Here is a 23,424-nt window from a genome sequence, read left to right on the forward strand (position 1 = left end):
GGACAAATTTTACCGTCTTCCCTATTTAACAGTTACTGAGGTTCCTTTACACCTAGTATTATGGTAAAATATTGGTATATTACTAAATCACTATTGGAAAGGACAATCTTTGTCCATGTCAATGCTAACTGCTGATTTATTGCAGCCTTTGATGTTAAAGCTCATCATCTGTTCATCGCTTTGGTCTCTGTTTACCTATGTGACAGGTATTAAGCCACGTTTTTATAAAGTGGGACTGTTGATTGGTCTCCATATAGTACTGTCTTTATTCCTCAGCCCTGTGATTGGTGAAGTGACAGTTGGTGCGCTTTTTTATCTGGGAATTCTTTCTTACAAAATATCGGATCGGCCGCTGGTGGAGAATCTTTTCTTTGCTCTCTATCCTCCAGTTTTTTACGCTATTCTATGGAATTTTTTAGCCAGAGTGGTCTTCCCCTTTGTATTTAACCAGTCTGTTCATTACCTTACTACTAATTTTGTTTGGGCAATGTTGGTGCTAATTGCTACTAACCTCTTTGAACGCTTTTTAAGGGAATTCTATCAGATTGATTATCTAGCCTTGCGTGAGAGTATTTGGTTAGATAGCAGTACCAAGCGCAATTTCTGGGTAACGCTGTTTGAGATGACTAGCTATTATCTTATTGTGCATATTCTGCTTTTGTTGGGAAAACTGCAGGTTGAGCGTGTGTTAGGCATTTCCCTTTCGGCTTTATATATTATTGTGACCGTTTTTTATCTGGGGATCTTGATGAAGGTCCTCATTTTAACGGATTATTATTCACGAGAATATCTGAAGGATCTGCGTGAACAGGAGCAAAAGCATTATCTGGAAAATTTGGAAAGCTACAGTCAACAAATCGAGAATCTCTATCAGTCAGTGCGCTCGTTTAGACATGACTACAACAATATTTTGCTTAGCTTACGTGGCAGTATTGATAGTGGTGATGTAGCACTGGTGACTGAAGTATTTGATGAAATTTTTCAGGATAATGTTGCTGGTTTAGAATCTAGAGATCGTCAGGCTAAGCTGCTCAATGTTACAGTCCCTGAGGTCAAATCTTTCCTCTACATCAAAATGAGTGAATTTGAACGTCAGAAAAGAAAGTTGGTTCTGAATATTCCTGATATTATTGTCGATTGTGGGGTGCACAGCAGTGCAGGTTTAGCTATTTTTAGCGAAATGTTTGACCGAGTGACTCCTTGGTTTGACAGTAATCCTAATGCTGTACTGACAGTCCGTATCGTTGAAAGTCAAGGGGTGCAGCACTTTAGCTTAGAATTTACTCCTTATAAGCAGACAGAGGTGGAACAGTTGGGAGAGCTGTCCCACAATAGCCAAAAAATGCTCAACCACTACCGAGAATTAAGCCTGACCCAAGGAGTTCACGATCAAACCTTCTTCCAGGAATTACATATTAGAAGAGAGAGAGAAGAATGATTTATATATGCTATTTCCTTTATTCTTGGACCCTATTTTGGTCGGGGTGGTATGTCTTTAATTGGGTCAGCAAGCTCAGCCTTCCGCTAAAGAAACTTTTACCAGTCTCACTGGTGTCTGCTTTAATTATTACGCTTAATTTAGGTAGCGGCACCATTGTAGATGTTGCCCACCTGCTCTTAATTGAATTTATCTTTTTCAAATATCAGTCCAAACGTAAACTCCTTTTTTATGCGTTTTATACAACCATGGTGATGGAGTTTTTATTGGGGATTTCTTACTTCCTAATCTTCCAGACGGATCCTAATCAGATTGATCTTCAAAGTCAGCCTTTTTATCTCCTAATTATCGCTAACTTGCTCACTATTGCAGAGTACTGGATAGTTCATAAAACTTTTAATATGGACTTTAAATTGATTACAGAGTCGGATAATAAACGAGTAAATCGTTTCTTAGTTCGAGTTACCATAGCCTTGTTTGCCTCTTATATACTCCTGCACATTGTTTATTTGCTCAGCCATCTTCATAATCCTGCTATTGAGTGGATTTCGACTAATCGCAATAAGGTCATTCTCGTCGGAGTTGTTGCATTTTGCTGGTATCTTTTTGGTTTTGCACGTTGGGCTCGTAGTAACCTCAGACAAGACATCGAGCGTGATAGAGAACTCCATATCGCCAACTTGGAAAGCTACAATCGTCGAGTAGAATCGCTCTATGATGAACTTAATACTTTTAAACGCAGTTACCAACGGGCTCTGGAGAAGTTAGCCAAGAGTATTGCCAGTCAGGATATGGCTAAAATCAAGAAGACCTATGACGAGGTTCTAGGAGATGCTGCGCAAAATTCTAGTTTGGCTAAAAAGGTCGATGTTGGTAAATTAGCTTCTATTCATATTTCTCCTATTAAAAGTATGCTATCGTCTAAAATGATTTTAGCACAAGAGGCTGGCTTGGATGTTACTATTGAAGCACCTGATGAGATTGAGACGATCCCAATGAAAGTCATTGACTTAGTAACTATTATTGGAATTTTATGCGATAATGCCATTGAAGCCGCTCAAGAGTCGACCGATAAAACCTTAAGCATCGCTTATTTCAAAGTGGACAACCAGCAGTTTTTTGTTGTAGAAAATGCGACTAAGGAGGAACAGGTACCAATCAGCCATATTTTTGATAATGGCTATTCTTCTAAAGGTCCTGATCGTGGTATTGGATTGGCTAATGTCGAACGTATTATTTCTGAGTACGAAAACGTCAGTCTCGCCACCATGTCTAATGACTATCTTTTTCGCCAGACCTTATCAATGAACGACCGGCGGCACTCGCTGTGAATTAAGCCATAAGTAAAGCTCCCTGAGGTTTTTCTCAAGGAGCTTTTGCAGTTACTGAATTTTGCTTAAAACCAACAAAATGCTTAAGAGCAAAAAGCAAGTAGCCGATAAGGATATAGAATAAGGAAATGCTGATAATATAAGCCGCAACGGTCATCCATCCATACTGATAAACATCCAAAAAGAAGTAAGGAAATGGGCTGCTGCTTGCCCCTGGAATGGACCACTTAATGAGGAAACCATTGGCGAGAGCCCATAGGCAATAGGTAAGGGGAAGTATTGTCCATAACAAAGGGTCATAGCGGCGATAACTTCCTCGGCGATCAAAGACAATTGTGTCGAGGATCATACCCAGTGGAGCGATATAGTGAACTAAAAAGTTGCGAATATTCCAGAAATCATCAGCATTAGTTTTAGGAGCTAATAAAAAATGGTAGACCAGAAATGTTAGCGTAATTGCTAAAGTCACGCCCCCTTTGAGCCGAAGAAGCTTACGATTATCGTTGAGGCTGCCATATTTATACTCATAGTAGATAGAGTAGAAAAAGCAGGTGAAAACCAGAATATTGGACAGGACAGTGTAATAAAGCAACATTCCTGCGCCATCTTTAGCAATCTGCAAACTAACACCAATGAGTCCGCAGAAACCCAAAAAGCTACGATAGATCTGTGTAACAGACAATAGTCAACTCTCCCATTAATTTAATCAGCTACTATCCTATCATAAAAGGTTGATTTTGAGTAGGACTTTATCCTTTATTTTAAGCCCTTGAATATAATTGTGCTATACTGAACTTATCATAATTCGAGAGGATGATTGTGTGCCAACGCTCTTAGACTATATAAATAACAATGCTCAGACTAGTTTTGCTAGCTTACCCCTTAACGGTCTAGATTTAGCCTTAATGAATGAATTAGGCTACCTTCCTCTGGGAGAGGGGCAAGCACAAGCTGCTTCAATTGCTTTGCAGGATTTACAAGAGAAATTTGCTAGTGACTCTGTCGCCTACTCTTTTATTGTTAATAAGCAGAGAGTCGCTATTTTTCAAGCGATGTCAAAAGCGCCCCGCTTCAAGGATCTACAGCTCTCCCATTATGTTAATAGTGTTGATGCAGAATATGAAAAACAATTTGCAGCCATGGTCATGGAGCTTCCCCATATCTCTCACTGCCAAGTTGTCTTTCGGGGTACCGATGAAACTTTGATTGGTTGGAAAGAAGACTTTAAAATGACTTATATGAGTGAGATACCAGCACAGAGACAGGCTGCTCTCTATCTGCGTCATATCTTATTAGATGGGTCAGGTCCTGTTATTTTGACTGGGCACTCCAAAGGAGGGAACTTGGCTCTTTATGCAGCTGCTCATCTACCTGCTGCTTTACAAGCCCGTATCAAGCAAATTTTTATTTTCGATGCGCCAGGGCTGCATGAACATGTGCTAAAGAGTGCAGGTTATCAGGCCATTCGTCATAAGATTTGTTCTATCAGACCTAAAGACTCTATCGTCGGTAGTATGCTGAATAATGATATCACTAGTACCTTTGTTGACAGTAAGGCAATTGGAGTTTTTCAGCATAATACTACGACCTGGGAAATAGATGGTCACCTTTGGAAAATAGCAGATGGGCAGACGGCTCTGAGTCAAGCTTTGGAGTTAACTTTTCGTAAATGGACACAGGAGCTACCCAACCAAGAACTGAAAATCTTTTTTGATACAATTTTTGACCTATTTATGGAAAATGATCTTGCTACTCTTGATGATTTGAAAGCTGATGTTCTGAAAAGTACCAGCTTATTTACATCTGCCTTGTCACAATTACCGGTAGAAAAGCGTCAAATTTTGACTAAATCTACTATAAGCCTCTTGGAACTTTTTATGAAATCTCGTGTCAGCCAGTTAAGGTTACCTAAGATTAAACTCCTATTGGATCCTTTGAAAACTTTTTTGGAGGATGATGTTGGTGATTGATACTATAGTTGTATAGTTTTATTAAAAATATTTCTAAAATATTACATTTTTATTGATTTTGTAATATTTTTGTGATAAAATGACAGTGGAAAATGGAAGTGAACAAAAATCTCATAGGGTATAGCTACTCCGGAGCATAACCTACTTTAAAATTCGAGTGCTGGTCAGGATTCTGTTTTCTAAGTAGATTTTTAACATCCCATATCTTAATAAAAGGAGATCATTATCATGAAAGTGAAGAAAATTATTTACGGCTCATTAGCTGTTTTAGCTCTGTTTTCAGCAGGCTATACTAGCTATGCTACTTGGTCCGGCTCTCCTGTATATGCAGAAGAAGCACAGAGCCAAAATCCCAACATTCAATCTTTCCCATCTGGTTTAGTGGGAACATGGCAAAATCAGATGACGGATGCCAATGGGCAGACCTTGACCACAACCATTACTGTTAATGAAGATGGTAGCTTTACTACGGATTTTGTATCTGCTGATGGTCAAAAAACCACCAAGAGCGGTAATATTAACAATGTTGAACAAAATGGTGTCGCAAGCTATAAATTTATTGACGGCAGCAATACGATGTATTTCGGTTTCAATGATAGTGATTATGCAGGTGTGTCTGATCAATCTACTGTTGGTTTTGTCTTGGAAAGTGGGGTTCTTTATCCTCAAATTTGGCAATCTGGAAACGAAACAGCACTCAGTTATGACCGCCCTTTTAGTAAAGTAAACGCCAAGCAAAATCAAGGCAAAGAAGCTGAAGAAGAAATGGCGTTTCCATCTGAACTGGTTGGTACATGGTCCGGTACTTATCAGGGAGACACAACTTTTACGATGACTACTGAGATTACTAAGGATGGCCATGTCACTAAGACTAAGGAATATGCTGATGGTACGGTGGATAAAACAGAGTTCACTATCAATAAAGTGAAAAAGGTTGGTGACGGGTTATATGTGCTCGTGGATGCAACTGGTTACTTCTCTGAAATTTCTGATTTATCAAGCCTAGGGGGCAAGGTGGAAACTGGTTTCCTTCTCAAAGATGGCGTCTTCCAACCTGCTTTCTGGCGCGTTCCAAGTGAAAATACTGGCATTGACTACAGCAGCCCTACTTTAGGCGGTCAATATACCAAGGTAGATGCTAATAAAAAGCAGAATAATTCTTCGTCGACCTCTTCAAATTCTAGCAGCTCTTCCACAGCCACTCAGTCTCAAACGTCTGCTGCTACTGATAAGAAGGAAGATAAGCAAGATAAGAAAAACGGCAATTTGCCATCAACAGGTGAAGCCGTATCGATTTTAGGAATCCTAGGAGTGGCTCTTCTGGCTTTAGCAGGCTACTTGATGCTTAAAAAGAAAAAATAATTGTTCTTAACATAAACAGCTGAAGTGCGCATCAATTAATGGCACCTTGGCTGTTTTTCTTTTAAAAATTTATTCTCAAAGAAAATCAAATCAGACTGAGCGAAGAGCTAGAACGGCCGACATAAGAATGAGATTCTCTGAATCGGGCAAGGAGAAGCAGTGGATGAAAAGAGTGAATAATAAATGAATTGACTTGGAGTTAACTCTAAGGTTTATAATGTGAGAGAGAGTTTTAGCTACAGATAAGCTCTTTTCAGGGACTATGGATCTTCAATTTTAAGATATGACTAGGAGTGAGATATGAATATCAAAAAAGTTAGTGAAATGACAGGAGCTAGTGCTGATACTATTCGCTATTACGAACGTATAGGACTTTTACCGCCGATTCGGCGAAATCAGTCAGGAATGAGAGATTTCTCAGATAAGGATATAGGTATTTTAAAGTTTGTTCTCTATTTTAAAAAGGCAGGTCTGAGTGTCGAGGCATTAATTGATTATATTGGCCTGTTACAGGCGGGCGATGATAACATCGAGGCACGCTTAGCCATCCTACTTGAACAGCGTGAGGAGCTACAAAAGCGACTGGACGGCTTGCATCAAGCTATGGACAGACTTAATTACAAAATCGAGAACTACGAGAGTAAGATTGTTCCCAGAGAGCAGGAGCTATTTGATAGAAAGGCATAAGGTCATATCAAAGCGGTATAAAGAGTCAAGTCGCAGGGCTTGGCTTTTATTAGGTACGGTGGACATGTCGTACATCTGAAGTTAAAGTCCTCTGAGGGCACCCGCTACCGGTGAATCCAATAGCGACTCCCAAGCCTGACTATCGTGAGGTAGCGGGGAGAGGAAAGGATAGCGGATAAAGCATCTGGATGGGGTGACTATTATCAATTTGTGGCACAAAAGTCAGTACTAAGTAGCGCTATATCAAAACCAGTCCTCGCTAAACGTGGACTAGTTTCGTGTTTAGATTATTATCTAGAACGCCATGCGTTAAAAGTTAGTTGAACCGCCGTGTGTCGAACGGCACGCACGGTGGTGTGAGGGGGATAGAAATTAGTCTTTACTCGTTGGAAACTTACATAAATGTTTTTCAATAACAGTAATGGCTGTTCCGATATGATTACTGGATTTTCTTTTTTCCCAAAAACTCTCAGAGAAAATTTTCATGTGTGTATCGTGGATACAGAGGGAGTTCCTCTTGACAATAGCCTATACAAGATGTTAAAATAGTTATTGTAGTCAGCCGATTTAGCTCAGTAGGTAGAGCAACGCACTCGTAACGCGTAGGTCGTAGGTTCAATTCCTGCAATCGGCATTATAAAGGATTATTGGAAACGTTGATATATCAGCGTTTCTTTTTATATTGTCCAACAGTTATGCAGCGGCTGTTTACTTTTAGATAATGGAAACGATTAGTTAGCTGAGGATAATTACTTATCCAAAACTAAAATGGACTTATCTAATTTGTTGGCTACTGAATTCTGATAAGCTTTCATGCAAAGACAATTGTCTTCCAGATCTTTCTCATATCGTAGTAATCTACCACTATGTATTAATTACTGGGTTATTGTTGATTCATGTCATGACTGGTTCATATTTTGTCGCGAATGGTAAAAAAATCCGTATTTTCGAAAAAAATTACCATTCAGGGTGAAAAAACGACCGTTCACGACATAGACGTGCACTGATGAAAAAATAAGTTATACTAATAGCGTTGGATGGCCTAAAAGAAACAGATAATAATTTTTCCTTCTGGTCTGGATGTTGCCATCTTACATAGGTTTATCTGGACTGTTCGCTACTTTAGGTCTGGATAGATCTCTACTCCCGTTGGCAAGAGGAAGGGTTCTGCACGATAGAGAACGGATCCTCCTTTTGCTTTTGAATCGTATGGAAAGGATGTAGACAGTGTTTGAGCACAAGTGGTTCTATTTATTATTAGTACTCACGGTAACAACAGTTGTCATAGTGGTAACAGCAACTTGGATGAATAGTCCGGTATATAAGTTGGTCATACTCAGCGTGATGAACCTGATTTATCAAGGAATCATTTTTGTTGTGACTCTTCCTAAAGATGGTAAGCCCCTAGCTAGTAATTTTAGAGAGGTGCTTGCTAATTTTAAAACCTATGTCCTATCAAAGCTGGGGCTTGTCCACTTGGTGCTGTTTATGGTGGTCATTCCTTTATCTATTTATCAGTCGAATCCAGCGGTTTCTTTTTGGGCTACCTTGATGGTGGCTAATTATGGTGTTTTCTTTATTTCTAGTTTTAACTGTGGCCCCCACAGCAAGAAAGTTAATTAGGATTATATTATTTCAAGTGGTTAAACATTTAGTTCACGAAGTAAAAATAATAATGGTATTAATGGTGATAAGTGATGAAAGCGAGTTATAAGGGAAGATTAGTGGAAGTTTGGCGTATTAGCCAGCTAAGGCCCTATCCAGCCTGGGTAGCAGAAGCCTTTAAAAAACACCGTTTAACTTGGTGTGGCAGTAAAAGTATCAAGGTACTGATTCCGGCTTTAGACCCTAACTGGGCTAGTGATAGTCATTACTATGGTTATGGGATGTATGAAACGGCCCAAATTGGTGATGTAATTGACTATACTAATGGGCGTATCATTTCAGGTCAATTCTTTGACGAAAACTATCGCACCATCGGTGATTGGTAACTTAGCGTGGTGTACAGTTTTGTCGGTAATTTCATTGGCAATATCAAATGTGAATTCAGAAAGGGGAAAAAGATTTGTCTGCTGTTTGTTTTTGGATTTTATATTTAGGTTCTGGTTGTACTTATGTGTATCTCTATTATGATATCTATATCACACGCCATTACCATGGTCTAAATCCCTATATTTTATTTTTAACGTGTTATTTTGCGATTGAAACCCTTCGAGGGAGCTGGGATATTTTATCCTTACTTACCATTGTTTTATTCTTAGCCTTATATAAAGAGACAAATAAGGATTGACAGTAAGTATAAGTAAAGATGCTATTTTCTGAAAATTACTTAATTATTCTTATTTTTTACCATTCACGACAAAATAAGAACCATTCACGATATGGACATGTACAATAGCTAAAATAAAGTATACTTAGGATGCTGGCTGTGCTGTTTAACTTACGAAATAGAACAGGAGACGATCAAATGAAACGGAAGAAGCTGCAAAATAAACTGGGGCGAAGTAAGCTGCAGTTTACAAAGCTAATGCCACTCTACATTGTTTTATTGGTGATAGTGACCATGCTTTGTTCTTACGAACTAGGCAGTGCTCTGGGGAGAGCCGTGTACTATTTGATTCACTGAGTCGTCTTCTTGGTAGTCAAGCTAGCAGTCAGCCGGTTTTTTATGGTATAAGTGGAATGCTGTTTGTCCTTAGGAGATAAAGAAGAATAGTTAACGAAATCTCGCTGACAATAATTTATGACAGGAATCAATTGTTGTATGAGTCCGGTCGAAAGCCAGTTAGGTAACTGACAATCTTCATTCCACATTGACCTACTTTTTCTATTTATAACTGTCTTGTTCGCTTGTGAACCTTAGTAAATGAATGACTCGCCTTGCAATTTGCTTCTATTCTGTTACAATAGTACAAAAATATATATTTGGAGGATATTTTATGATTTCTATTGAAAAACTTGAGAATACTGTTAAGTCTTTGAATATGACCGTACTCATTTTAGAGTGCCTGCATATTTTAGGTGGCGTACTTTCGGTTGTTGGTTATTATATAAATATGGCTAATTTAAAAAATGGGGTCTATGAAAAACAAGGGTTTACATCTGAGCAGATAGAAACTATACGTCAAGCAACAACTCCTTGGATGTTAGTCAGTGGCATTATCTTCTTTGTTATTGGTATTGCCATCTTGGTATTGGCGATTAGAAACCACAAGGCCATCAAGGCGCAGGAATACGTTAGCTATCTGCCCTACTATCTAGGTTTTGGTCTTCTGGTGCTCTATCTTGTCAATTTTGCTATAAGTGGATTTAAGATTTGGGGACTGATTTTCCCAATTATTTATGCCGCTCTCTATATCGCAACGTATCTGCAAGCTAGAAAGTTAAACGCCAATGGTTAAAGGGAAGATTGAAGCGAAAATCTAATTAACTTTATTGCCCCTGTGTACTATCTTTTATGCAAACGTCATTCATTTTATTGTCGATTTAAAAGAAGCCTTTGATTTTTGTATTGTGTCAGTGCGTGAGTGAGATTGAGACAAAATGTCTCAGCCTTATTTATTTGGCCAATTTTATTTGCTAGGCGCAGTGGTTGGGAGAAAAACTGGTTGGCTCTGCCAAGAAGTCTTTCCCCTGCACAGTTAGTTCATTAGGTGCTTTAGCACCAATGAACCACTGCTGGCTGGATATCCTTATCTTGGGGCGCTTCCCTATCTTTAGGCACCCCCTTAAACAGTCCACTGAACTGTTTAACTACTGCGCAAGTGATAGCTTCAACAGTTTGGGGAACTGTTGGAGGATATCCAACTCTATGAACGTTAGTTCCAATCCCTAACCAACTTTGTGGAAGTGGGATTGAAATGCTCCAGTGGAGTTTGGCAGTCTGAGGATAGACTGCCACCTAAAAACAGGAAAGTGGCAGAGTCCTGAGCCTTAAAATAAGAGAGCGAGGAAAATCAAAATCGTGATTTTATCACGAATTATTGATTTCTGTCCCCCGCTCACTCACGGCTTTTTTATTCAGCTTTTTGGGTTAGGGAAGTATATGGTATAATTGGTATATAGAGGGATTGCTTGCAAATGAACACAATATATTTGTGATTAGAGAAGGGAGTTGCTTATGGTTTTTAATAATGATCGGCTGTTGAATCAGATTAGAAATACAGCTAATATGATTGATAAGGCTTTTCACCTTGAACCTTCTTTTATTGATTTAGGAACGACTGAGGACGAAGAAGGGCACCAAATCAAGGGGAATGCATATTTGGATGATCTGGTCAATGCAGAAAAATTTGAAGACGCTGCTCAATTTATTCATCGCCAAGTGAAGACGCTGAATAATTACCATTACAATCTTTTGGTTGATCGTTTTATCCACTATCTGCAGGATTTGGATCAAGCAACTAAGGAAAAGAACATTCTGGATGACAGTCATATTGCAGCAATGAGAGCAGAGCTTAAGGATTTTAAGTGGTAGTCGACTGTTTAATAGGTTGCTTTTGAAGGTTGAGACTTCAATTATGTCTCAGCCTTTTAGTTTATCTGAACGGATATTAATTCACTTTTGGGAAGAGATGGAGTTGGATTTAGGTGGAAGATAGATTACTTGGACTTTTTTAAATCGTATTATAGTATCAGTTTTAAGTAGGATGTGATAGGAAAAGTTTAGTTGACAAGCCTATAATCTACCCCGTAGGATAGTATGCCATGATCTCGGTTTTAAAGTCTAAGTTTTGGAGCAGGTCTTAGTCACTTTATGAATTAGGTGGTTTGGGTGGGGGATGGCAGGACGTTATAGCTGTTTATCTAAACGGATGACCAATCTTGTAAACTGCATCCTCGAATGGTTTACTGAGTTCTTTGAATGGTTTTGGGACCTTGTCCATTGTCCCTGATTTGCCCCACGATTATAAGCTTGTGATATAACTGCAAGTTTCTGACCTATCTTAATATAAGGAGATGAATATGGTTAAACATTTATATATTATGCGACATGGTGAAACACTCTTTAATGTGCAAAAGCGTGTGCAAGGCTGGTGTGATTCCCCCTTGACGCAAAAAGGTGTTGAGCAAGCCAAGCAGGCGCGTGCCTGGTTTAAAAAAGAAGGGATCCAACGTCAGGCCGTCTATGCTTCAACTCAGGAAAGGGCCTTTGATACGGCTCATATTATTGCAGAACATGATAATATTAAGACTATTAAAGGGCTTAAGGAGATGAATTTTGGACAATTTGAAGCCCAGCCCGAGCAGCTTCTGCCTAAATTTAGGCAGGGTGCACACTCTTTTGAAGATCTATTAGTACCTTATGGAGGCGAAGATATAGCCCAAGTTGGGCAACGCGTTCAGAGGGCAGTTTTGGATACAGCTGCATCAGAAACGGCTGATAGCATTATTATGGTTAGTCACGGGGCTGCCTTGTGGGGCATGATTTTGCAGTTAAACATTTCCTTTCCCCAAGGTACTCGCTTTGGTAACTGTGCTATCTGTGACTTCACCTATGACAAGGGTCGATTAGCATTGAACCGCGTTGTTGATCCTATTACGGAAACAGAGGTGGTTGTATGAAGATATTATATCTGATGAGACACGGACAGACTCGCTTTAATGTGCAAAAACGGATTCAAGGGGCATCAGATTCGCCTCTGACTGACTTGGGCATTGAGCAGGCTCGAGCAGCCAAGCAGTATTTTGAAGATAATGGGATTCGTTTTGATGCTGTCTATGCCTCAACCCAGGAGCGTGCCTGTGATACAGCAGAGATTGTATCTGGAAGGACCGATATCATCAGGCTCAAGGGATTGAAGGAAATGGATTTTGGCGTTATGGAAGCCCAGCCCGAGTACCTAAATCCTCCCCTTCACCGCGATGGAACAGGTTATCGTGATGCTTTTGTTCATTACGGCGGTGAAGATAGCATGGCGGTTCGAGCGCGCTTGGTTAAGACGCTTACGGAATTGATGATGTCATTACCAGATGATACAACTGTTTTGGCAGTCAGCCACGGTGCAGCTATCGCCCAGTTTTTCCGAGGAGCCTTAGAAAATGCGCCTGAGATTCGTGGTATGGGAAATTGTGCTATCCTAAAGTTCACTTATGATGATAAGAATAGTTTTGATATGGCGTATATCTACAACCCAGTACAGGAGACCTTCCTTTATCGAAAATAGCTTTAAGGAAGGCTATTTTCGATAATCTAACTCTTGTGAGGATGCTTAAGCACCCTTGAAATTAGACAGAGATACTTAAAGACAGGAAGGTGTTTTTCATTATTTTTAATAAGGTCTGTGCTTTATTATTAAATCTATGGAGCTGTTTCATTCATGTGAGACAGTTTCTTTAGTGTTTAAATTGGAACAATTCAATTAGGTTTGTCTTGCCGGCTTCCCAGTAGGCCCATCTAGTCTCTGATTGTCTCTTATCAAGACAGAAAAAAGATAACCAAAACAAAGGGGCCTGTATCTTAATTAAGATTTGTGCATCTTATTTAAAAAATCTTGTCATTAAGAGGGAGAAATGAATAACCCTATTGTGCGCGATACGTTTTTTATCATAAAAATCCGAGATGCGGCAAGGAAAGACGATTTAGAATTAGGACGAGATTTACAAGGCCCCTAGCGGTCAATAAAAAGCATTGTCTGGGTCTGGCTGCTAAGATCGGCTTTAAAAAGCATGCTATTATCATCAGTTTAGGAGTAACTTCCTTAATGATGTGTAACCTGATTATATCGGGAAAAAGTCAGGCTTATATGGCTGAAGCAGGCTATCTTTTACTGAGTGGTTTGCGCAAGACCAATTAGGTTGCCCTTCCTTTCAAATCAACTTTGATACCTAGAATAGGTTGGTAGCAAAAAGTAGAGGAAAGGCTGTCTTGGATATAGTTATTCCATTCTTCACGAAAGGAAAGAAGATTTTTATACTAAAAAGCGCTATAATAATGGCAGATCTAACTAGAAGAAGGAAGCGAAAGTATGGCAACACGATTGTACTTAATGCGGCATGGGCAGACCCTGTTTAATGTACAGGAGAGAATTCAGGGATGGTCGGATTCCCCTCTGACGGATCTAGGTATTGAGCAGGCTAGACAGGCTGGACAGTATTTCAAAGAGCATGGCATGACGTTTGATCGCTTATACTGCTCAACCTCTGAACGTGCTTCAGATACCTTAGAATTAGTAACTGGTGCGACTGAGTACACTCGATTAAAGGGAATTAAGGAAATGAACTTTGGCCGCTTTGAAGGTCAGCAAGAATACCTCCATCCCCCACATGAGGTTCGTCGTGCGGTTGGCAATTACTATGTTGTTCATGGTGGAGAAAGCGACAGTGGTGTCCAGCAGCGTGTGAAAGCAGCTGTAACTCAGATTGCTCAGGATAATGATGGACGAAGCGTTTTAGCTGTTAGCCATGCAGGTGCTCTCATGCATTTTATGCGGGCTATTGGTATTGATTTTGAAAAATATGGCATTTTCCCTCATAATTGTGCTGTTTTTGACTATACTTTTGAGGCTGGACAATTTACACTTAAAGCGATGATCGATCCGCTCAAAAGTCAAGTTTATCGCTTAGAAGAGAGCAGTGAGTAGGGTAAAGGCGCTTTTTTACAGAGTGGCACTTAAAATATAGAACGGATACTTGCTTTTATTATGGCTTCAAGCCAGTCTTCTCTTTGAGAAAAACAAGGAAACCACTAGCCAAGCTGGTGGCTAACAAGTTTTTGAACATCCATTTATCATCTAGGAGATGTCTGACTTTCCCTAACCAAAGGAAAGGTAGACCTATTGACGCCTAATTTTGAAGCAATATGGCTGGGCTTCAGTCCTAATTCTAAGTAAGCCTCTATCTTAATACGTTCAGTTATGGTAATATGGTGGTAGCTCATAGATTCCTCTCGTGTACTATTCAGTGTGGTTACTTATAGTTTACACGATTGAGGCTCTATGAGTTTTTTGTTGCACTTTATTTTACAATTTATCCCATAAAAAAAGTAGTGAAGACCTCTCCGGTTGGAGATTTCCTCACTACTCAAGTAGGACTTACATATATCTAAGCTTGCTTATAATCATGCAATGGTTGCTTAGCTAATCTTAAGTCAATATGGCAGTAACCATTCGGGTTTTTCTTAAGGTAGTCTTGATGGTACTCTTCGGCATCTAGGAAATGGCAAAGTGGCTCTAGCTCGACTGCTAGAGGACGTCCACCGTTTTCCTGACTGACTTGCTGCATAATTGCCTCAGCAACTGATTTATCTGCTTCATCAACATAGTAGATACCAGTACGGTACTGACGGCCGAAATCATTTCCCTGACGATTAATCGAAAATGGATTGATCACACGGAAGTAATGAAGAAGAATTTCATACAAGCTGATGCGCGCTGGATCATAGGTGACAGCTACGGTCTCAGCGTGGTCTGTGGCATCAATTAATTCGTAAGAAGTTACCTCAGACTGACCGTTAGCATAACCGACACGGGTTTTGACGACACCATCGATCAAATCAAAGTATCCTTCAACACCCCAAAAGCAACCACCTGCTAGATAAATCGTTTTCATAGATTGTTATCTCCTTTTCTAATCTTAAAATAACGGCTAAGCAATAGCCTATTCTACGATATCCATATAATCTGCATAGCCTTCTTTTTCCATTTCTGCATAAGGAATGAATTTGAGGGCTGCAGAATTGATACAATAGCGTAGACCACCGCGATCGATTGGGCCGTCATTAAAGACATGCCCTAGGTGAGAGTTGGCCTTTTTGCTGCGAACCTCGGTGCGGCGCATGCCATAAGATCGATCTTCGTGGTTGGTTACCATCCTATTTTCGATCGGCTTGGTAAAGGCCGGCCAGCCACAACCAGAATCGTATTTATCGGTTGATGAAAAGAGGGGCTCACCGCTGACAATGTCAACGTAGATTCCTTTTTCAAAGAACTCATCGTACTCTCCTGTGAAGGCACGCTCGGTTGCAGCGTTTTGAGTGACTTCATAGGCTAAATCACCGATACGCTCGCGCAAAAATTCCTTATCATCCTGTGTCATATTTCTACCTCCTCTAGTGCACACTCATTTAGCTTTTCAACCGTTATATCGTACACGATTTATTAGTAGTTTACTGCTTTTTAGTTTCCTTGTCAAAGATTTGAATTTGTGTTATGATGATGGCAATTATCAGCCTAGGAAGAGATAAGATGGTAGAAGAAACTTCAGTCCTTACTAATCGACTTTGCTTTTCTATATATGAAAGCAGCAAACTTTTCAATCAGTACTATAAAAAAGCTTTAAAACCTTTTAGCCTGACTTACACACAGTATATTGTTTTACTGGCACTCTGGGAGGAAGACAAGCGCTCACTCTCAGACCTCGGTGAGGAAATTGGTTTAAGCAGCAATACCTTAACGCCTCTATTGAAACGCTTAGAAGAAAAAGACTATATTAAGCGCAATCGACGCCAAGAAAACCAGCGTTTTCTTACAATCGCATTGACCGATAAGGGGAAAAAGCTTCAGCCAGAGGTCGAAGTGGTCCTCCATGATTGTTTAGATGGAATACTTCCACTTAGCCAAGAGGAGATTCACCAATTAATTCTTGCGAATCAAAAAATCAATCAGGCTTTTCAAAAATTACTTTAATAGAGGAAATCTCCCCCTGCAGTTGTACTTAGCTTGTTCAAGCTTGTTATTAGCGGGTGCCGCAATGCATTTTTATCAATACACAAAATAAATTGGAAGAATTTGGGCCTGTCTCAAATTCTTTTTATGAGGAACTTAAAAAGATTAGTATGCCTTGTATATAGAAAAAAATACCACAAACCTATTGACTTATAGTTGACTATAAGTGATATAGTAAGATCGTAATAAGTTGAGAGACAAATGATAGGGTGATTTGATCACCGCTAGTCTTCTGTGTCTATTTATTTTCTAACAGGAGGTTCATCATGAAAACACTTATTATTTATTTTTCTGAAACAGGAACAACCAAAGAGCGTGCACAAGTGATTGCGCGTGAACTAGGGGCAGATTTGTATGAGATCAAGGCGAAAATCCCTTACACCAGCCAAGATAGGAATTGGTATGATGATTCCAGTCGCTGCAATCTTGAGCAATACGATGAGCGCAGCCGTCCTGACTTTGCAGGAAATCTGCCAGATATTTCACGCTATGAGCGTATTTTAATCGGCCATCCAATCTGGTGGGGAATTCCCCCAAGGGTTGTCCAAACGGTTATGGATCAAATGGATTTTTCCGACAAGATCTTAGGCAGCTTCTCGACATCAGGTGGTTCAGCCTATGCAAAGGCACAGCCCATCTTTAACCAATATGCTGCCAAACATCATATTGCAGGTGATGTCTTGAATAGTGCAGCGGCTATGAAGGGTTGGCTAAAGCGATTAAACTAAAGGAGTGGTAGGATAATATGCAATATGTCACACTAAACACAGGAGAGAGGATGCCTCAGCTCGGTTTTGGGGTTTACCAAGTGCCGGCGGCCGATACTGAAAGAGTTGTTTCTCAGGCTATCAAAACAGGTTATCGCCATATTGATACGGCCCAGTATTACCGCAATGAAGCTGGGGTGGGTAAGGCCATCAAGGCTTCCGGTCTTCCTAGAGAAGAATTTTTCATCACAACAAAATTAGGCACGTCTGGTTATAGAGCAACCAAAAAACAGATTGAAAAAGCCTTAAAAAATTTGCAGACGGATTATATTGATCTGATGCTGGTTCACTGGGTGGTATCGGACTATCTAGGCACTTGGGACGCCTTAACCGAAGCCTATCATATTGGTAAAATTCGCTCTATTGGTTTATCAAATTTTCAGCCAGACCTGATCGAAGAAATCCGCCAGCATTCTGGCGTGACCCCAGCCGTTTTGCAAAATGAAATGCACATCCTCCAGCAGCAAGTTGATACACGTCACTATTGTCAGGAAGTAGGGATTCAATTTGAATCTTGGGCACCATTTGGCGAAGGAAAACAGGGCATTTTTACAGATCCCACACTGACAAGGATCGGGCAAGCCTATGGAAAAACCGCAGCTCAGGTCATTTTGCGCTTCTTGATGCAAGAGGGTATCGTGGCTATTCCCAAATCGGCCAATGCAGATCGTATGGCTCAAAACTTTGCTATTTTTGATTTTGAATTGTCTCATGATGATATGGTAACCATTCGTCAGATGGATACTGGACAAGGATTGTTCGGCTGGAATGACTAAAAAGGAGGAAAAAAATGAAAGTATTTCTAGCAGGAGCGACTGGACGTGTCGCTACAGAAACTCTGAAAGCTTTAGTAGCAGAGGGGCATAAGGTTATCGCAGGAGCCAGACAGTCTGGTAGGATTGCCCTTATGGATGGCGTAACGCCCGTAACTATGGATTTGCATGACCCTGTTGAATCTCTGGTAGAGCCAGTCAAGGGCTGTGATGCTGTGATTTTCGCAGCAGGTTCACGGGGCAAGGATCTTTTGCAGACCGACGCTTACGGTGCGGTTAAACTTATGCAGGCAGCTGAAACTGTAGGCCTGAAGCGCTTCATCATGCTCAGTGCGCTCTATAGTCTGACCCCAGAGAAATGGGGAGACCGTTTAAAAGATTACTATATTGCCAAGTATTTTGCTGATAATTACTTGGTTCACCAGACTGACTTAAACTATACCATTGTCCAACCTGGGCAGCTTTTAGAGGAAAAGGGAACCGGTCGAATATCGCTAGGAGATGAGGGATATACCAGCATTCCGATTGCTGATGTCGGTGCCGTTTTAGCCACTCTTGTTGATTCTCCGGCAATGGGCTTAAAAGTGCTTGAAATTCATCCGGGAACGCTTCCTATTTCTGAAGCTTTCACTAAGTCGTAAAGAAATATGTGAATCGATGGATAAGGAAGAAGCGCATCCTAAATGAACAACTAAGGCATAATAAACGCCACTTGTTTACAGAAATAGGTGGTGTTTATCTTTGATCTTGGTTAATGAAGTCCATGTGCCTTTTATCTGTTTCAAAAAAATAAGAAAAAAGGCTTGACTTACAGTGAACTATAAGTGATAAAGTATCCTTATAAATGATAGAAGTTGGAACAATCATCATTGAGGACTTGTATCATTTTATTTGAATAGGCCTGCAACGCTTTGCACAAAGATGAAGCCTTTCTAGATATGTTAGTGTCTTCATCAGTTTATCTGTTTTGCTTTGCCTTGCTTAAAGGCTTTATATCACAAAAAGGAGGTCATTAAGATGACAGAAAATACAGCACCAATCGTACTTGGAACATGGTCTTGGGGAACGGGCGGATTTGCCGGTGGAAACGTGGTCTTTGGAAATAATCTTGACACCGCAGACCTCAAGGATGTTTTCAAAACAGCTATGGATGGAGGGCTCAACACCTTTGATACGGCTTTCGCCTATGCTAATGGTGAATCTGAACGTATCTTGGGTGAACTTGCTGGTCAATACGATCGCTCAAGAGTGATCCTATCAGACAAGTTTACCCCTGGTATGCAGGATGATACCAAAGAAAATCCTGTAGAGGACATGCTGGAAGGCAGCCTCAAACGTCTCGGCACTGATTACATTGATATTTATTGGATTCACAATTCAGCAGATGTTGAACGCTGGACACCATTCTTGGCTGACTTGGTCAAATCAGGGCGGGTCAAACGTCTCGGCGTGTCTAACCACAGTCTTGATCAAGTCAAACGTGTCCAAGACATTTTGAAACCTGCCGGTGTTCAAATCTCAGCTGTGCAAAATCACTTTAGCCTGCTTTACCGCAACTCTATTGATGATGGTCTTCTTGACTACTGTAAAGAAAATGATATCCAATTCTTCTCCTATATGGTCTTGGAACAAGGGGCTTTGTCTGGTAAGTATAATAGTCAACATCCAATGCCTGCTGACTCTAATCGTGGTAAAACCTATAATCCACTGTTCCCAGCTTTGGGTGATTTACTGGCTGAGCTGAAACGCTTAGCAGACCATTACAAGGTCAGTCCAGCTCAAATTGCGACCGCCTGGGCTATTGGACGCGGCACAACACCAATCCTTGGTGTGACAAAGGTAGAGCAAGTCGACGATGCTGCTAAGGCTAGTCATGTGCACCTTACAAATGGAGAAATGGCTAATCTTGAAAATCTAGCGACTCAATCAGGTGTCGATACACGTGGTGGCTGGGAAGGTCAAGCTTAAGGAGGTTCTTATGTTTTTAATCACTATTACCATCAAATCAGATCAAGTCCCTAAAGATCAAGCAGAAGAGCTTTTGGCTAAGCACAGAGCTTGGTTCAAGTCTCAGTTTGAAGCAGGTCACTTTAAAATCGTAGGTCCCCTGAAAGATCACGGTATGGCAGGGATTGTCATTGCTAAAGCGGATTCCCGTCAGGAACTTGATGCTATGATTGCAAAAGACGCCTACTATCCAAACCTTGCGACTTATGATGTAGCAGAATTTAAAGCTAATCTGGTTGCAGAAGATATTACAGGAGATTAAGATGACAACAAACATTTTTCTATTCCATCCCAATTTAGCATCTTCTAGGGCTAATAAAGCCTTGGCTAAGGCTGCCCAAGGTGCGGGGATTGGCGTCCGTAATCTCTATGCTCTTTATCCTGACGGTAAGGTTGATGTCAAAAAAGAACAGGCTGCGCTTACAGCTACAGACCGCATTGTCTTGCAGTTTCCAATGTACTGGTATTCCATGCCATCCTTGATGAAGGAGTGGCTGGACCAGGTACTAGAATATGGCTGGGCTTACGGTTCATCTGGTAACGCCCTTCAAGGCAAGAAAGTCCTTCTCGCTGTCACTCAAGGTGCGGGTGCGGATGATTACACAGCTGATGGCCGATTCCATGTGACCACACAGGAATTGCTCAAACCCATAGAGACCATACAGTACCATACAGGTCTCGTTTTTGAAGAACCCTTTGTTGTATCTGGCGTACTCAATCTGTCAGATGAGGAGCTGGCTCAAGAGGCAGCTGATTATGCTAGCCGTTTACAAGAATCATAGTCAAGGTCTTTAAAATTGTTTATACTGAAGAGAGAATCAAACTTACATATCTGTATTGAAAGGTGATCGAATATGCCAAAAGAAGGAACTTACACCATTACTCAGGTGTCTCAAATGTATGATATTAAATCCAATACCCTGCGTTATTACGAGCGCATTGGGCTCCTGCCTGAGATCCCCCGTCAGGCGAATGGCAATCGCTATTTTACAGATGATCTCAACAAGTGGTTAGAGATGGTCATTTGTCTGCGTCATTCAGGTGTTTCTATCGAGGTGTTAATTGATTACTGCCAATTGCTCATGCAGGGGGATAAGACTGTCGAGGCGCGTGAGGAACTCCTTCGTGAGCAGTTAGCTCTCCTTGAGACCAAGCAAAAGAATCTCCAACGCTCGATTGATCGTCTGACCCATAAGATAGGACTGTACGAGTCTGGGGAAATTCTCAATAAAGACACCTATTATGAGGAATACGGAATCATCTTCGACGAAGATGGCAGCTGGAAGGAGCGCTTGGATGACTTTGAAAATTGATGCCTTTGCTCATGTACTTTTACCTGGCTTTTATGAAAAAATGCTCATATTTGATAAGGAGTTGGCACAGAAGATGCCCTTTATCCAAAATCCAGTCTTGAGCGATATGGACAAGCGCCGTGCGACCATGCCAGCGAACACCAAGCAGATTATCAGCTATGTCAATGCCAATCCAGAAGACTACTTAGAAGCTAATGAGGCCGCTAAACTTGTGGAACAGGCTAATACAGAGCTCTTGAAAACGGCACAAGATAATCAGGACATTTTTGCTGGCGGTGTTGCTATGGTCGCTATGAATAATATCCCAGAGGCCGTGCGCGTGGTGGAAGAATTTATCCCAGTCCATCCTGAGATACTAGGCATTCAGCTCTTTACCCGTCATCTAGGGAAGTCTGTGGCTGATGAGGAATTTAAACCGGTCTTTGAAGCTGCGGCTAAGCACGATGTGCCCATCTGGCTTCATCCTGTTTTTGATGTCCGTAAACCAGATAACAATATTATTTTCAGCTGGGAGTACGAATTGACTCAGGCTATGCTTGAGATTGTGCAGACTGGTTATTTTCAGGCCCTCCCAAATTTGACAATTTTGGTCCACCACGGGGGCGCTATGGTGCCTTACTTTGCCGGTCGTATTGAGCGGATTCTGCCAGCAGAGCAGGCCGCTGACTTTAAGAAGTTTTACGTGGATACCGCTCTTCTTGGCAATCCAAAGGCCCTTGAGCTCTGTGTGGACTATTATGGTGTTGACCATGTCCTCTTTGGTACAGATGCGCCACTAGGGATTTTGCCTGCTGGTGCGACGGACGTCATTACTCAAGCGATTGAAACTCTTGCGCTCAGTGATGAGGAGAAGGGGCAGATTTTTACAGGCAATGCGCAAAGATTATACAGATTAGGTGATTGAGATGACAGAGATTTTTAGATTGTTTAGATTGGGGCTTGATTTGTCCTATGAGACTGACTTTAATCAAATCGGCTATAATAACTTTACCCAGTCAATGGAGCTGGAGCCAGAGACCTTGGCTATGTATGGCAGTCATGTCCCCGGTGACAAGAGTCAGCAGGTTGTCCTTGAGCGCTATGCCAGTGATGAGGCTTATCAGAGACATGTAGACTCACCGCATTTTAAAGCCTTTGCCAGTTTAGCGCAAAAGGCCATCACCAGTCGTGAGGTAGTCACACTGACGCCTGAGATTTTTCTCCAAAAAGATGAGCCCTTGCGTATTTTTGGTGACAATAACTTATCCGTTCGCTTAGCTACAGTGACTGTCAGTGACAGTAAGGCTTTTGCAGATATCGTCCTGCCAGAGATGAAGGTTAGTATGGACAAGGAAGCAGGTGTCCTTGTCATGTATGCGGGGACTGATGTCGACAATCCAGATACTTGGTATTTCTTTGAGGTCTATAAGGATGAGGCTGCCTATGAGATTCATCGTGAGACTCCTCATTTTAAAGACTATATCGATCGCAGTGCCGCTTTCGTTTTAGATAAGAGCCTGCAAACCCTGACGGCCGATATGCTGGTCAATAGAGGCTAGTGTCCAAGTCTCTGATCGAGTAGGAATATCAAGTTTTAACAGATATGCCTTTTAAGCATAGCAGTTAGTCGTTATTGGTATTTGTAGATTTTTCCATGCAGAGCTATACTAATAGCGAAAGAATATACATTTAGAGAAAGAAGTGGTGAGTCATGGTTAAACATGAAGAGGTAAAAACAAATCCCTTATTTGCCTTTGGTGAAGAAAACCCCTATGGTGCTAGTTTTACAGGACAGTCTTACCTAGCTATGTTAGCTCAAGCACCAGATGGTTATACTAATGTTGGAAATGTAACCTTTGAGCCGGGTTGCCGCAACAACTGGCATGTCCACTTGGAGGGCTACCAAATCCTGCTAGTGACAGGCGGAGAAGGACTGTATCAGGAAGACGGCAAACCTGCGCGTCACTTAACAGTCGGTGATGTCGTAGTGACTGACAAGGGCGTGCGGCACTGGCATGGTGCTACCAAGGATTCTTGGTTCAGTCATATCGCTATTACGGCTGGCCCTGGTGAATTTTATGAACCAGTCACAGACGAAGAATACGATGCAGCAAACAAGGAGGAAAATTAAA

26 protein-coding genes, 1 tRNA gene and 3 pseudogenes are annotated in these 23,424 nt (G+C 41.0%); 26 read left to right on the forward strand and 4 right to left on the reverse strand.

Going from position 1 to position 23,424, the window contains the following annotated elements:
• The first annotated feature begins 109 nt into the window (after nt 1-109).
• Together ACVR1G_RS00255 and ACVR1G_RS00260 are read left to right on the forward strand one after the other, a co-directional pair.
• Entirely contained in the window at nt 110-1,438 is a 1,329-nt protein-coding gene (locus ACVR1G_RS00255) for a sensor histidine kinase family protein (RefSeq protein ID WP_447451225.1), read from the forward strand.
• On the forward strand, nt 1,435-2,769 hold the full coding sequence (locus ACVR1G_RS00260; protein ID WP_447451226.1) for a GHKL domain-containing protein: 1,335 nt from the start codon (nt 1,435-1,437) through the stop codon (nt 2,767-2,769). Before ACVR1G_RS00255 ends, ACVR1G_RS00260 begins: the two co-directional genes overlap by 4 nt.
• 34 nt (nt 2,770-2,803) lie before the next feature.
• On the opposite strand, the gene ACVR1G_RS00265 is transcribed toward ACVR1G_RS00260, so the two are convergent.
• Nucleotides 2,804-3,451: a Pr6Pr family membrane protein gene (locus ACVR1G_RS00265; RefSeq protein ID WP_447451227.1), complete on the reverse strand. Its 648-nt coding sequence runs from the start codon at nt 3,449-3,451 to the stop codon at nt 2,804-2,806.
• A gap of 139 nt (nt 3,452-3,590) precedes the next feature.
• On the opposite strand from ACVR1G_RS00265, the gene ACVR1G_RS00270 reads away from it, so the two are divergent.
• From ACVR1G_RS00270 to ACVR1G_RS00330, 13 genes and pseudogenes are all read left to right on the forward strand, one after another.
• On the forward strand, nt 3,591-4,739 hold the full coding sequence (locus ACVR1G_RS00270) for an Mbeg1-like protein (protein ID WP_447451228.1): 1,149 nt from the start codon (nt 3,591-3,593) through the stop codon (nt 4,737-4,739).
• Nucleotides 4,740-4,967: 228 nt separating this feature from the next.
• Nucleotides 4,968-6,101 (forward strand): LPXTG cell wall anchor domain-containing protein, encoded by a 1,134-nt coding sequence (locus ACVR1G_RS00275; RefSeq protein WP_447451229.1) that lies wholly within the window; start codon nt 4,968-4,970, stop codon nt 6,099-6,101.
• Nucleotides 6,102-6,401: 300 nt separating this feature from the next.
• A complete protein-coding gene (gene nmlR / locus ACVR1G_RS00280) occupies nt 6,402-6,788 on the forward strand; it encodes a stress response transcriptional regulator NmlR (RefSeq protein ID WP_447451230.1) in 387 nt (128 codons plus the stop codon).
• Between the two features lie 168 nt (nt 6,789-6,956).
• A pseudogene (locus ACVR1G_RS00285) lies at nt 6,957-7,112 on the forward strand (group II intron reverse transcriptase/maturase); the annotation flags it as partial.
• A 237-nt stretch (nt 7,113-7,349) separates the two neighbouring features.
• Nucleotides 7,350-7,422: transfer RNA gene (locus ACVR1G_RS00290), tRNA-Thr, on the forward strand.
• A 593-nt stretch (nt 7,423-8,015) separates the two neighbouring features.
• On the forward strand, nt 8,016-8,411 hold the full coding sequence (locus tag ACVR1G_RS00295) for a hypothetical protein (protein ID WP_447451231.1): 396 nt from the start codon (nt 8,016-8,018) through the stop codon (nt 8,409-8,411).
• Nucleotides 8,412-8,485: 74 nt separating this feature from the next.
• Complete coding sequence (locus tag ACVR1G_RS00300; protein ID WP_447451232.1) at nt 8,486-8,779, forward strand: hypothetical protein; 294 nt, start codon at nt 8,486-8,488, stop codon at nt 8,777-8,779.
• Nucleotides 8,780-9,255: 476 nt separating this feature from the next.
• On the forward strand, nt 9,256-9,414 hold the full coding sequence (locus tag ACVR1G_RS00305; protein ID WP_447451233.1) for a hypothetical protein: 159 nt from the start codon (nt 9,256-9,258) through the stop codon (nt 9,412-9,414).
• Nucleotides 9,415-9,727: 313 nt separating this feature from the next.
• Nucleotides 9,728-10,189, forward strand: coding sequence for a hypothetical protein (locus ACVR1G_RS00310; protein ID WP_447451234.1), 462 nt, complete (start codon nt 9,728-9,730; stop codon nt 10,187-10,189).
• Nucleotides 10,190-10,908: 719 nt separating this feature from the next.
• Complete coding sequence (locus ACVR1G_RS00315) at nt 10,909-11,265, forward strand: hypothetical protein (protein WP_447451235.1); 357 nt, start codon at nt 10,909-10,911, stop codon at nt 11,263-11,265.
• Between the two features lie 488 nt (nt 11,266-11,753).
• Entirely contained in the window at nt 11,754-12,353 is a 600-nt protein-coding gene (locus ACVR1G_RS00320; protein WP_447451236.1) for a histidine phosphatase family protein, read from the forward strand.
• Nucleotides 12,350-12,955, forward strand: a complete 606-nt coding sequence (locus tag ACVR1G_RS00325; RefSeq protein ID WP_447451237.1) for a histidine phosphatase family protein — start codon at nt 12,350-12,352, stop codon at nt 12,953-12,955. The genes ACVR1G_RS00320 and ACVR1G_RS00325 overlap by 4 nt, the downstream gene beginning before the upstream one ends.
• Nucleotides 12,956-13,756: 801 nt before the next feature.
• Nucleotides 13,757-14,371: a histidine phosphatase family protein gene (locus ACVR1G_RS00330; protein ID WP_447451238.1), complete on the forward strand. Its 615-nt coding sequence runs from the start codon at nt 13,757-13,759 to the stop codon at nt 14,369-14,371.
• A gap of 185 nt (nt 14,372-14,556) precedes the next feature.
• On the opposite strand, the pseudogene ACVR1G_RS00335 reads toward ACVR1G_RS00330, so the two are convergent.
• The 3 genes and pseudogenes from ACVR1G_RS00335 to msrB form a co-directional block, all read right to left on the reverse strand.
• A pseudogene (locus ACVR1G_RS00335) lies at nt 14,557-14,667 on the reverse strand (IS30 family transposase); the annotation flags it as partial.
• A 179-nt stretch (nt 14,668-14,846) separates the two neighbouring features.
• Nucleotides 14,847-15,338 (reverse strand): annotated as a pseudogene (msrA, locus tag ACVR1G_RS00340) (peptide-methionine (S)-S-oxide reductase MsrA); the annotation flags it as partial.
• 48 nt (nt 15,339-15,386) lie between these two features.
• Nucleotides 15,387-15,824: a peptide-methionine (R)-S-oxide reductase MsrB gene (gene msrB, locus ACVR1G_RS00345; protein ID WP_447451239.1), complete on the reverse strand. Its 438-nt coding sequence runs from the start codon at nt 15,822-15,824 to the stop codon at nt 15,387-15,389.
• A 149-nt stretch (nt 15,825-15,973) separates the two neighbouring features.
• Between msrB and ACVR1G_RS00350 the strand changes: the two genes are divergently transcribed.
• From ACVR1G_RS00350 to ACVR1G_RS00400, 11 genes are all read left to right on the forward strand, one after another.
• Nucleotides 15,974-16,414: a MarR family winged helix-turn-helix transcriptional regulator gene (locus tag ACVR1G_RS00350; RefSeq protein ID WP_447451240.1), complete on the forward strand. Its 441-nt coding sequence runs from the start codon at nt 15,974-15,976 to the stop codon at nt 16,412-16,414.
• 302 nt (nt 16,415-16,716) lie between these two features.
• A complete protein-coding gene (locus ACVR1G_RS00355) occupies nt 16,717-17,181 on the forward strand; it encodes a flavodoxin (protein WP_447451447.1) in 465 nt (154 codons plus the stop codon).
• Nucleotides 17,182-17,198: 17 nt separating this feature from the next.
• Nucleotides 17,199-17,996 (forward strand): aldo/keto reductase, encoded by a 798-nt coding sequence (locus tag ACVR1G_RS00360; RefSeq protein WP_447451241.1) that lies wholly within the window; start codon nt 17,199-17,201, stop codon nt 17,994-17,996.
• A gap of 14 nt (nt 17,997-18,010) precedes the next feature.
• Nucleotides 18,011-18,634 carry an SDR family oxidoreductase gene (locus ACVR1G_RS00365; RefSeq protein ID WP_447451242.1) on the forward strand — a complete coding sequence of 208 codons (624 nt, stop codon included), beginning with the start codon at nt 18,011-18,013 and terminating at the stop codon, nt 18,632-18,634.
• 376 nt (nt 18,635-19,010) lie between these two features.
• Nucleotides 19,011-19,961, forward strand: a complete 951-nt coding sequence (locus tag ACVR1G_RS00370; RefSeq protein ID WP_447451243.1) for an aldo/keto reductase — start codon at nt 19,011-19,013, stop codon at nt 19,959-19,961.
• A 10-nt stretch (nt 19,962-19,971) separates the two neighbouring features.
• The gene (locus tag ACVR1G_RS00375; RefSeq protein WP_447451244.1) at nt 19,972-20,262 is read left to right on the forward strand and encodes a YciI family protein; all 291 of its coding nucleotides are present in this window, start codon (nt 19,972-19,974) and stop codon (nt 20,260-20,262) included.
• A gap of 1 nt (nt 20,263) precedes the next feature.
• A complete protein-coding gene (locus ACVR1G_RS00380) occupies nt 20,264-20,782 on the forward strand; it encodes an NAD(P)H-dependent oxidoreductase (protein WP_447451245.1) in 519 nt (172 codons plus the stop codon).
• A 72-nt stretch (nt 20,783-20,854) separates the two neighbouring features.
• On the forward strand, nt 20,855-21,313 hold the full coding sequence (locus ACVR1G_RS00385) for a MerR family transcriptional regulator (RefSeq protein ID WP_447451246.1): 459 nt from the start codon (nt 20,855-20,857) through the stop codon (nt 21,311-21,313).
• Nucleotides 21,297-22,217, forward strand: a complete 921-nt coding sequence (locus ACVR1G_RS00390) for an amidohydrolase family protein (protein ID WP_447451247.1) — start codon at nt 21,297-21,299, stop codon at nt 22,215-22,217. The genes ACVR1G_RS00385 and ACVR1G_RS00390 overlap by 17 nt, the downstream gene beginning before the upstream one ends.
• Nucleotide 22,218: 1 nt before the next feature.
• The gene (locus ACVR1G_RS00395; RefSeq protein ID WP_447451248.1) at nt 22,219-22,851 is read left to right on the forward strand and encodes a putative quinol monooxygenase; all 633 of its coding nucleotides are present in this window, start codon (nt 22,219-22,221) and stop codon (nt 22,849-22,851) included.
• A gap of 152 nt (nt 22,852-23,003) precedes the next feature.
• Entirely contained in the window at nt 23,004-23,423 is a 420-nt protein-coding gene (locus tag ACVR1G_RS00400) for a cupin domain-containing protein (protein ID WP_447451249.1), read from the forward strand.
• Nucleotide 23,424: the final 1 nt, after the last annotated feature.

Source organism: Streptococcus dentasini (assembly GCF_053206945.1).

What these genes read in the sequence shown, in the direction of transcription:
- ACVR1G_RS00375 (WP_447451244.1), top strand. Translation starts at nt 19,972, where the DNA reads ATGTTTTTAATCACTATTACCATCAAATCAGATCAAGTCCCTAAAGAT.
- ACVR1G_RS00320 (WP_447451236.1), top strand. Translation starts at nt 11,754, where the DNA reads ATGGTTAAACATTTATATATTATGCGACATGGTGAAACACTCTTTAAT.
- ACVR1G_RS00275 (WP_447451229.1), top strand. Translation starts at nt 4,968, where the DNA reads ATGAAAGTGAAGAAAATTATTTACGGCTCATTAGCTGTTTTAGCTCTG.
- ACVR1G_RS00300 (WP_447451232.1), top strand. Translation starts at nt 8,486, where the DNA reads ATGAAAGCGAGTTATAAGGGAAGATTAGTGGAAGTTTGGCGTATTAGC.
- ACVR1G_RS00330 (WP_447451238.1), top strand. Translation starts at nt 13,757, where the DNA reads ATGGCAACACGATTGTACTTAATGCGGCATGGGCAGACCCTGTTTAAT.
- ACVR1G_RS00390 (WP_447451247.1), top strand. Translation starts at nt 21,297, where the DNA reads ATGACTTTGAAAATTGATGCCTTTGCTCATGTACTTTTACCTGGCTTT.
- nmlR (WP_447451230.1), top strand. Translation starts at nt 6,402, where the DNA reads ATGAATATCAAAAAAGTTAGTGAAATGACAGGAGCTAGTGCTGATACT.
- ACVR1G_RS00315 (WP_447451235.1), top strand. Translation starts at nt 10,909, where the DNA reads ATGGTTTTTAATAATGATCGGCTGTTGAATCAGATTAGAAATACAGCT.
- ACVR1G_RS00370 (WP_447451243.1), top strand. Translation starts at nt 19,011, where the DNA reads ATGACAGAAAATACAGCACCAATCGTACTTGGAACATGGTCTTGGGGA.
- msrB (WP_447451239.1), bottom strand. Translation starts at nt 15,824, where the DNA reads ATGACACAGGATGATAAGGAATTTTTGCGCGAGCGTATCGGTGATTTA.
- ACVR1G_RS00305 (WP_447451233.1), top strand. Translation starts at nt 9,256, where the DNA reads ATGAAACGGAAGAAGCTGCAAAATAAACTGGGGCGAAGTAAGCTGCAG.
- ACVR1G_RS00350 (WP_447451240.1), top strand. Translation starts at nt 15,974, where the DNA reads ATGGTAGAAGAAACTTCAGTCCTTACTAATCGACTTTGCTTTTCTATA.
- ACVR1G_RS00380 (WP_447451245.1), top strand. Translation starts at nt 20,264, where the DNA reads ATGACAACAAACATTTTTCTATTCCATCCCAATTTAGCATCTTCTAGG.
- ACVR1G_RS00395 (WP_447451248.1), top strand. Translation starts at nt 22,219, where the DNA reads ATGACAGAGATTTTTAGATTGTTTAGATTGGGGCTTGATTTGTCCTAT.
- ACVR1G_RS00360 (WP_447451241.1), top strand. Translation starts at nt 17,199, where the DNA reads ATGCAATATGTCACACTAAACACAGGAGAGAGGATGCCTCAGCTCGGT.
- ACVR1G_RS00400 (WP_447451249.1), top strand. Translation starts at nt 23,004, where the DNA reads ATGGTTAAACATGAAGAGGTAAAAACAAATCCCTTATTTGCCTTTGGT.
- ACVR1G_RS00325 (WP_447451237.1), top strand. Translation starts at nt 12,350, where the DNA reads ATGAAGATATTATATCTGATGAGACACGGACAGACTCGCTTTAATGTG.
- ACVR1G_RS00385 (WP_447451246.1), top strand. Translation starts at nt 20,855, where the DNA reads ATGCCAAAAGAAGGAACTTACACCATTACTCAGGTGTCTCAAATGTAT.
- ACVR1G_RS00310 (WP_447451234.1), top strand. Translation starts at nt 9,728, where the DNA reads ATGATTTCTATTGAAAAACTTGAGAATACTGTTAAGTCTTTGAATATG.
- ACVR1G_RS00365 (WP_447451242.1), top strand. Translation starts at nt 18,011, where the DNA reads ATGAAAGTATTTCTAGCAGGAGCGACTGGACGTGTCGCTACAGAAACT.
- ACVR1G_RS00260 (WP_447451226.1), top strand. Translation starts at nt 1,435, where the DNA reads ATGATTTATATATGCTATTTCCTTTATTCTTGGACCCTATTTTGGTCG.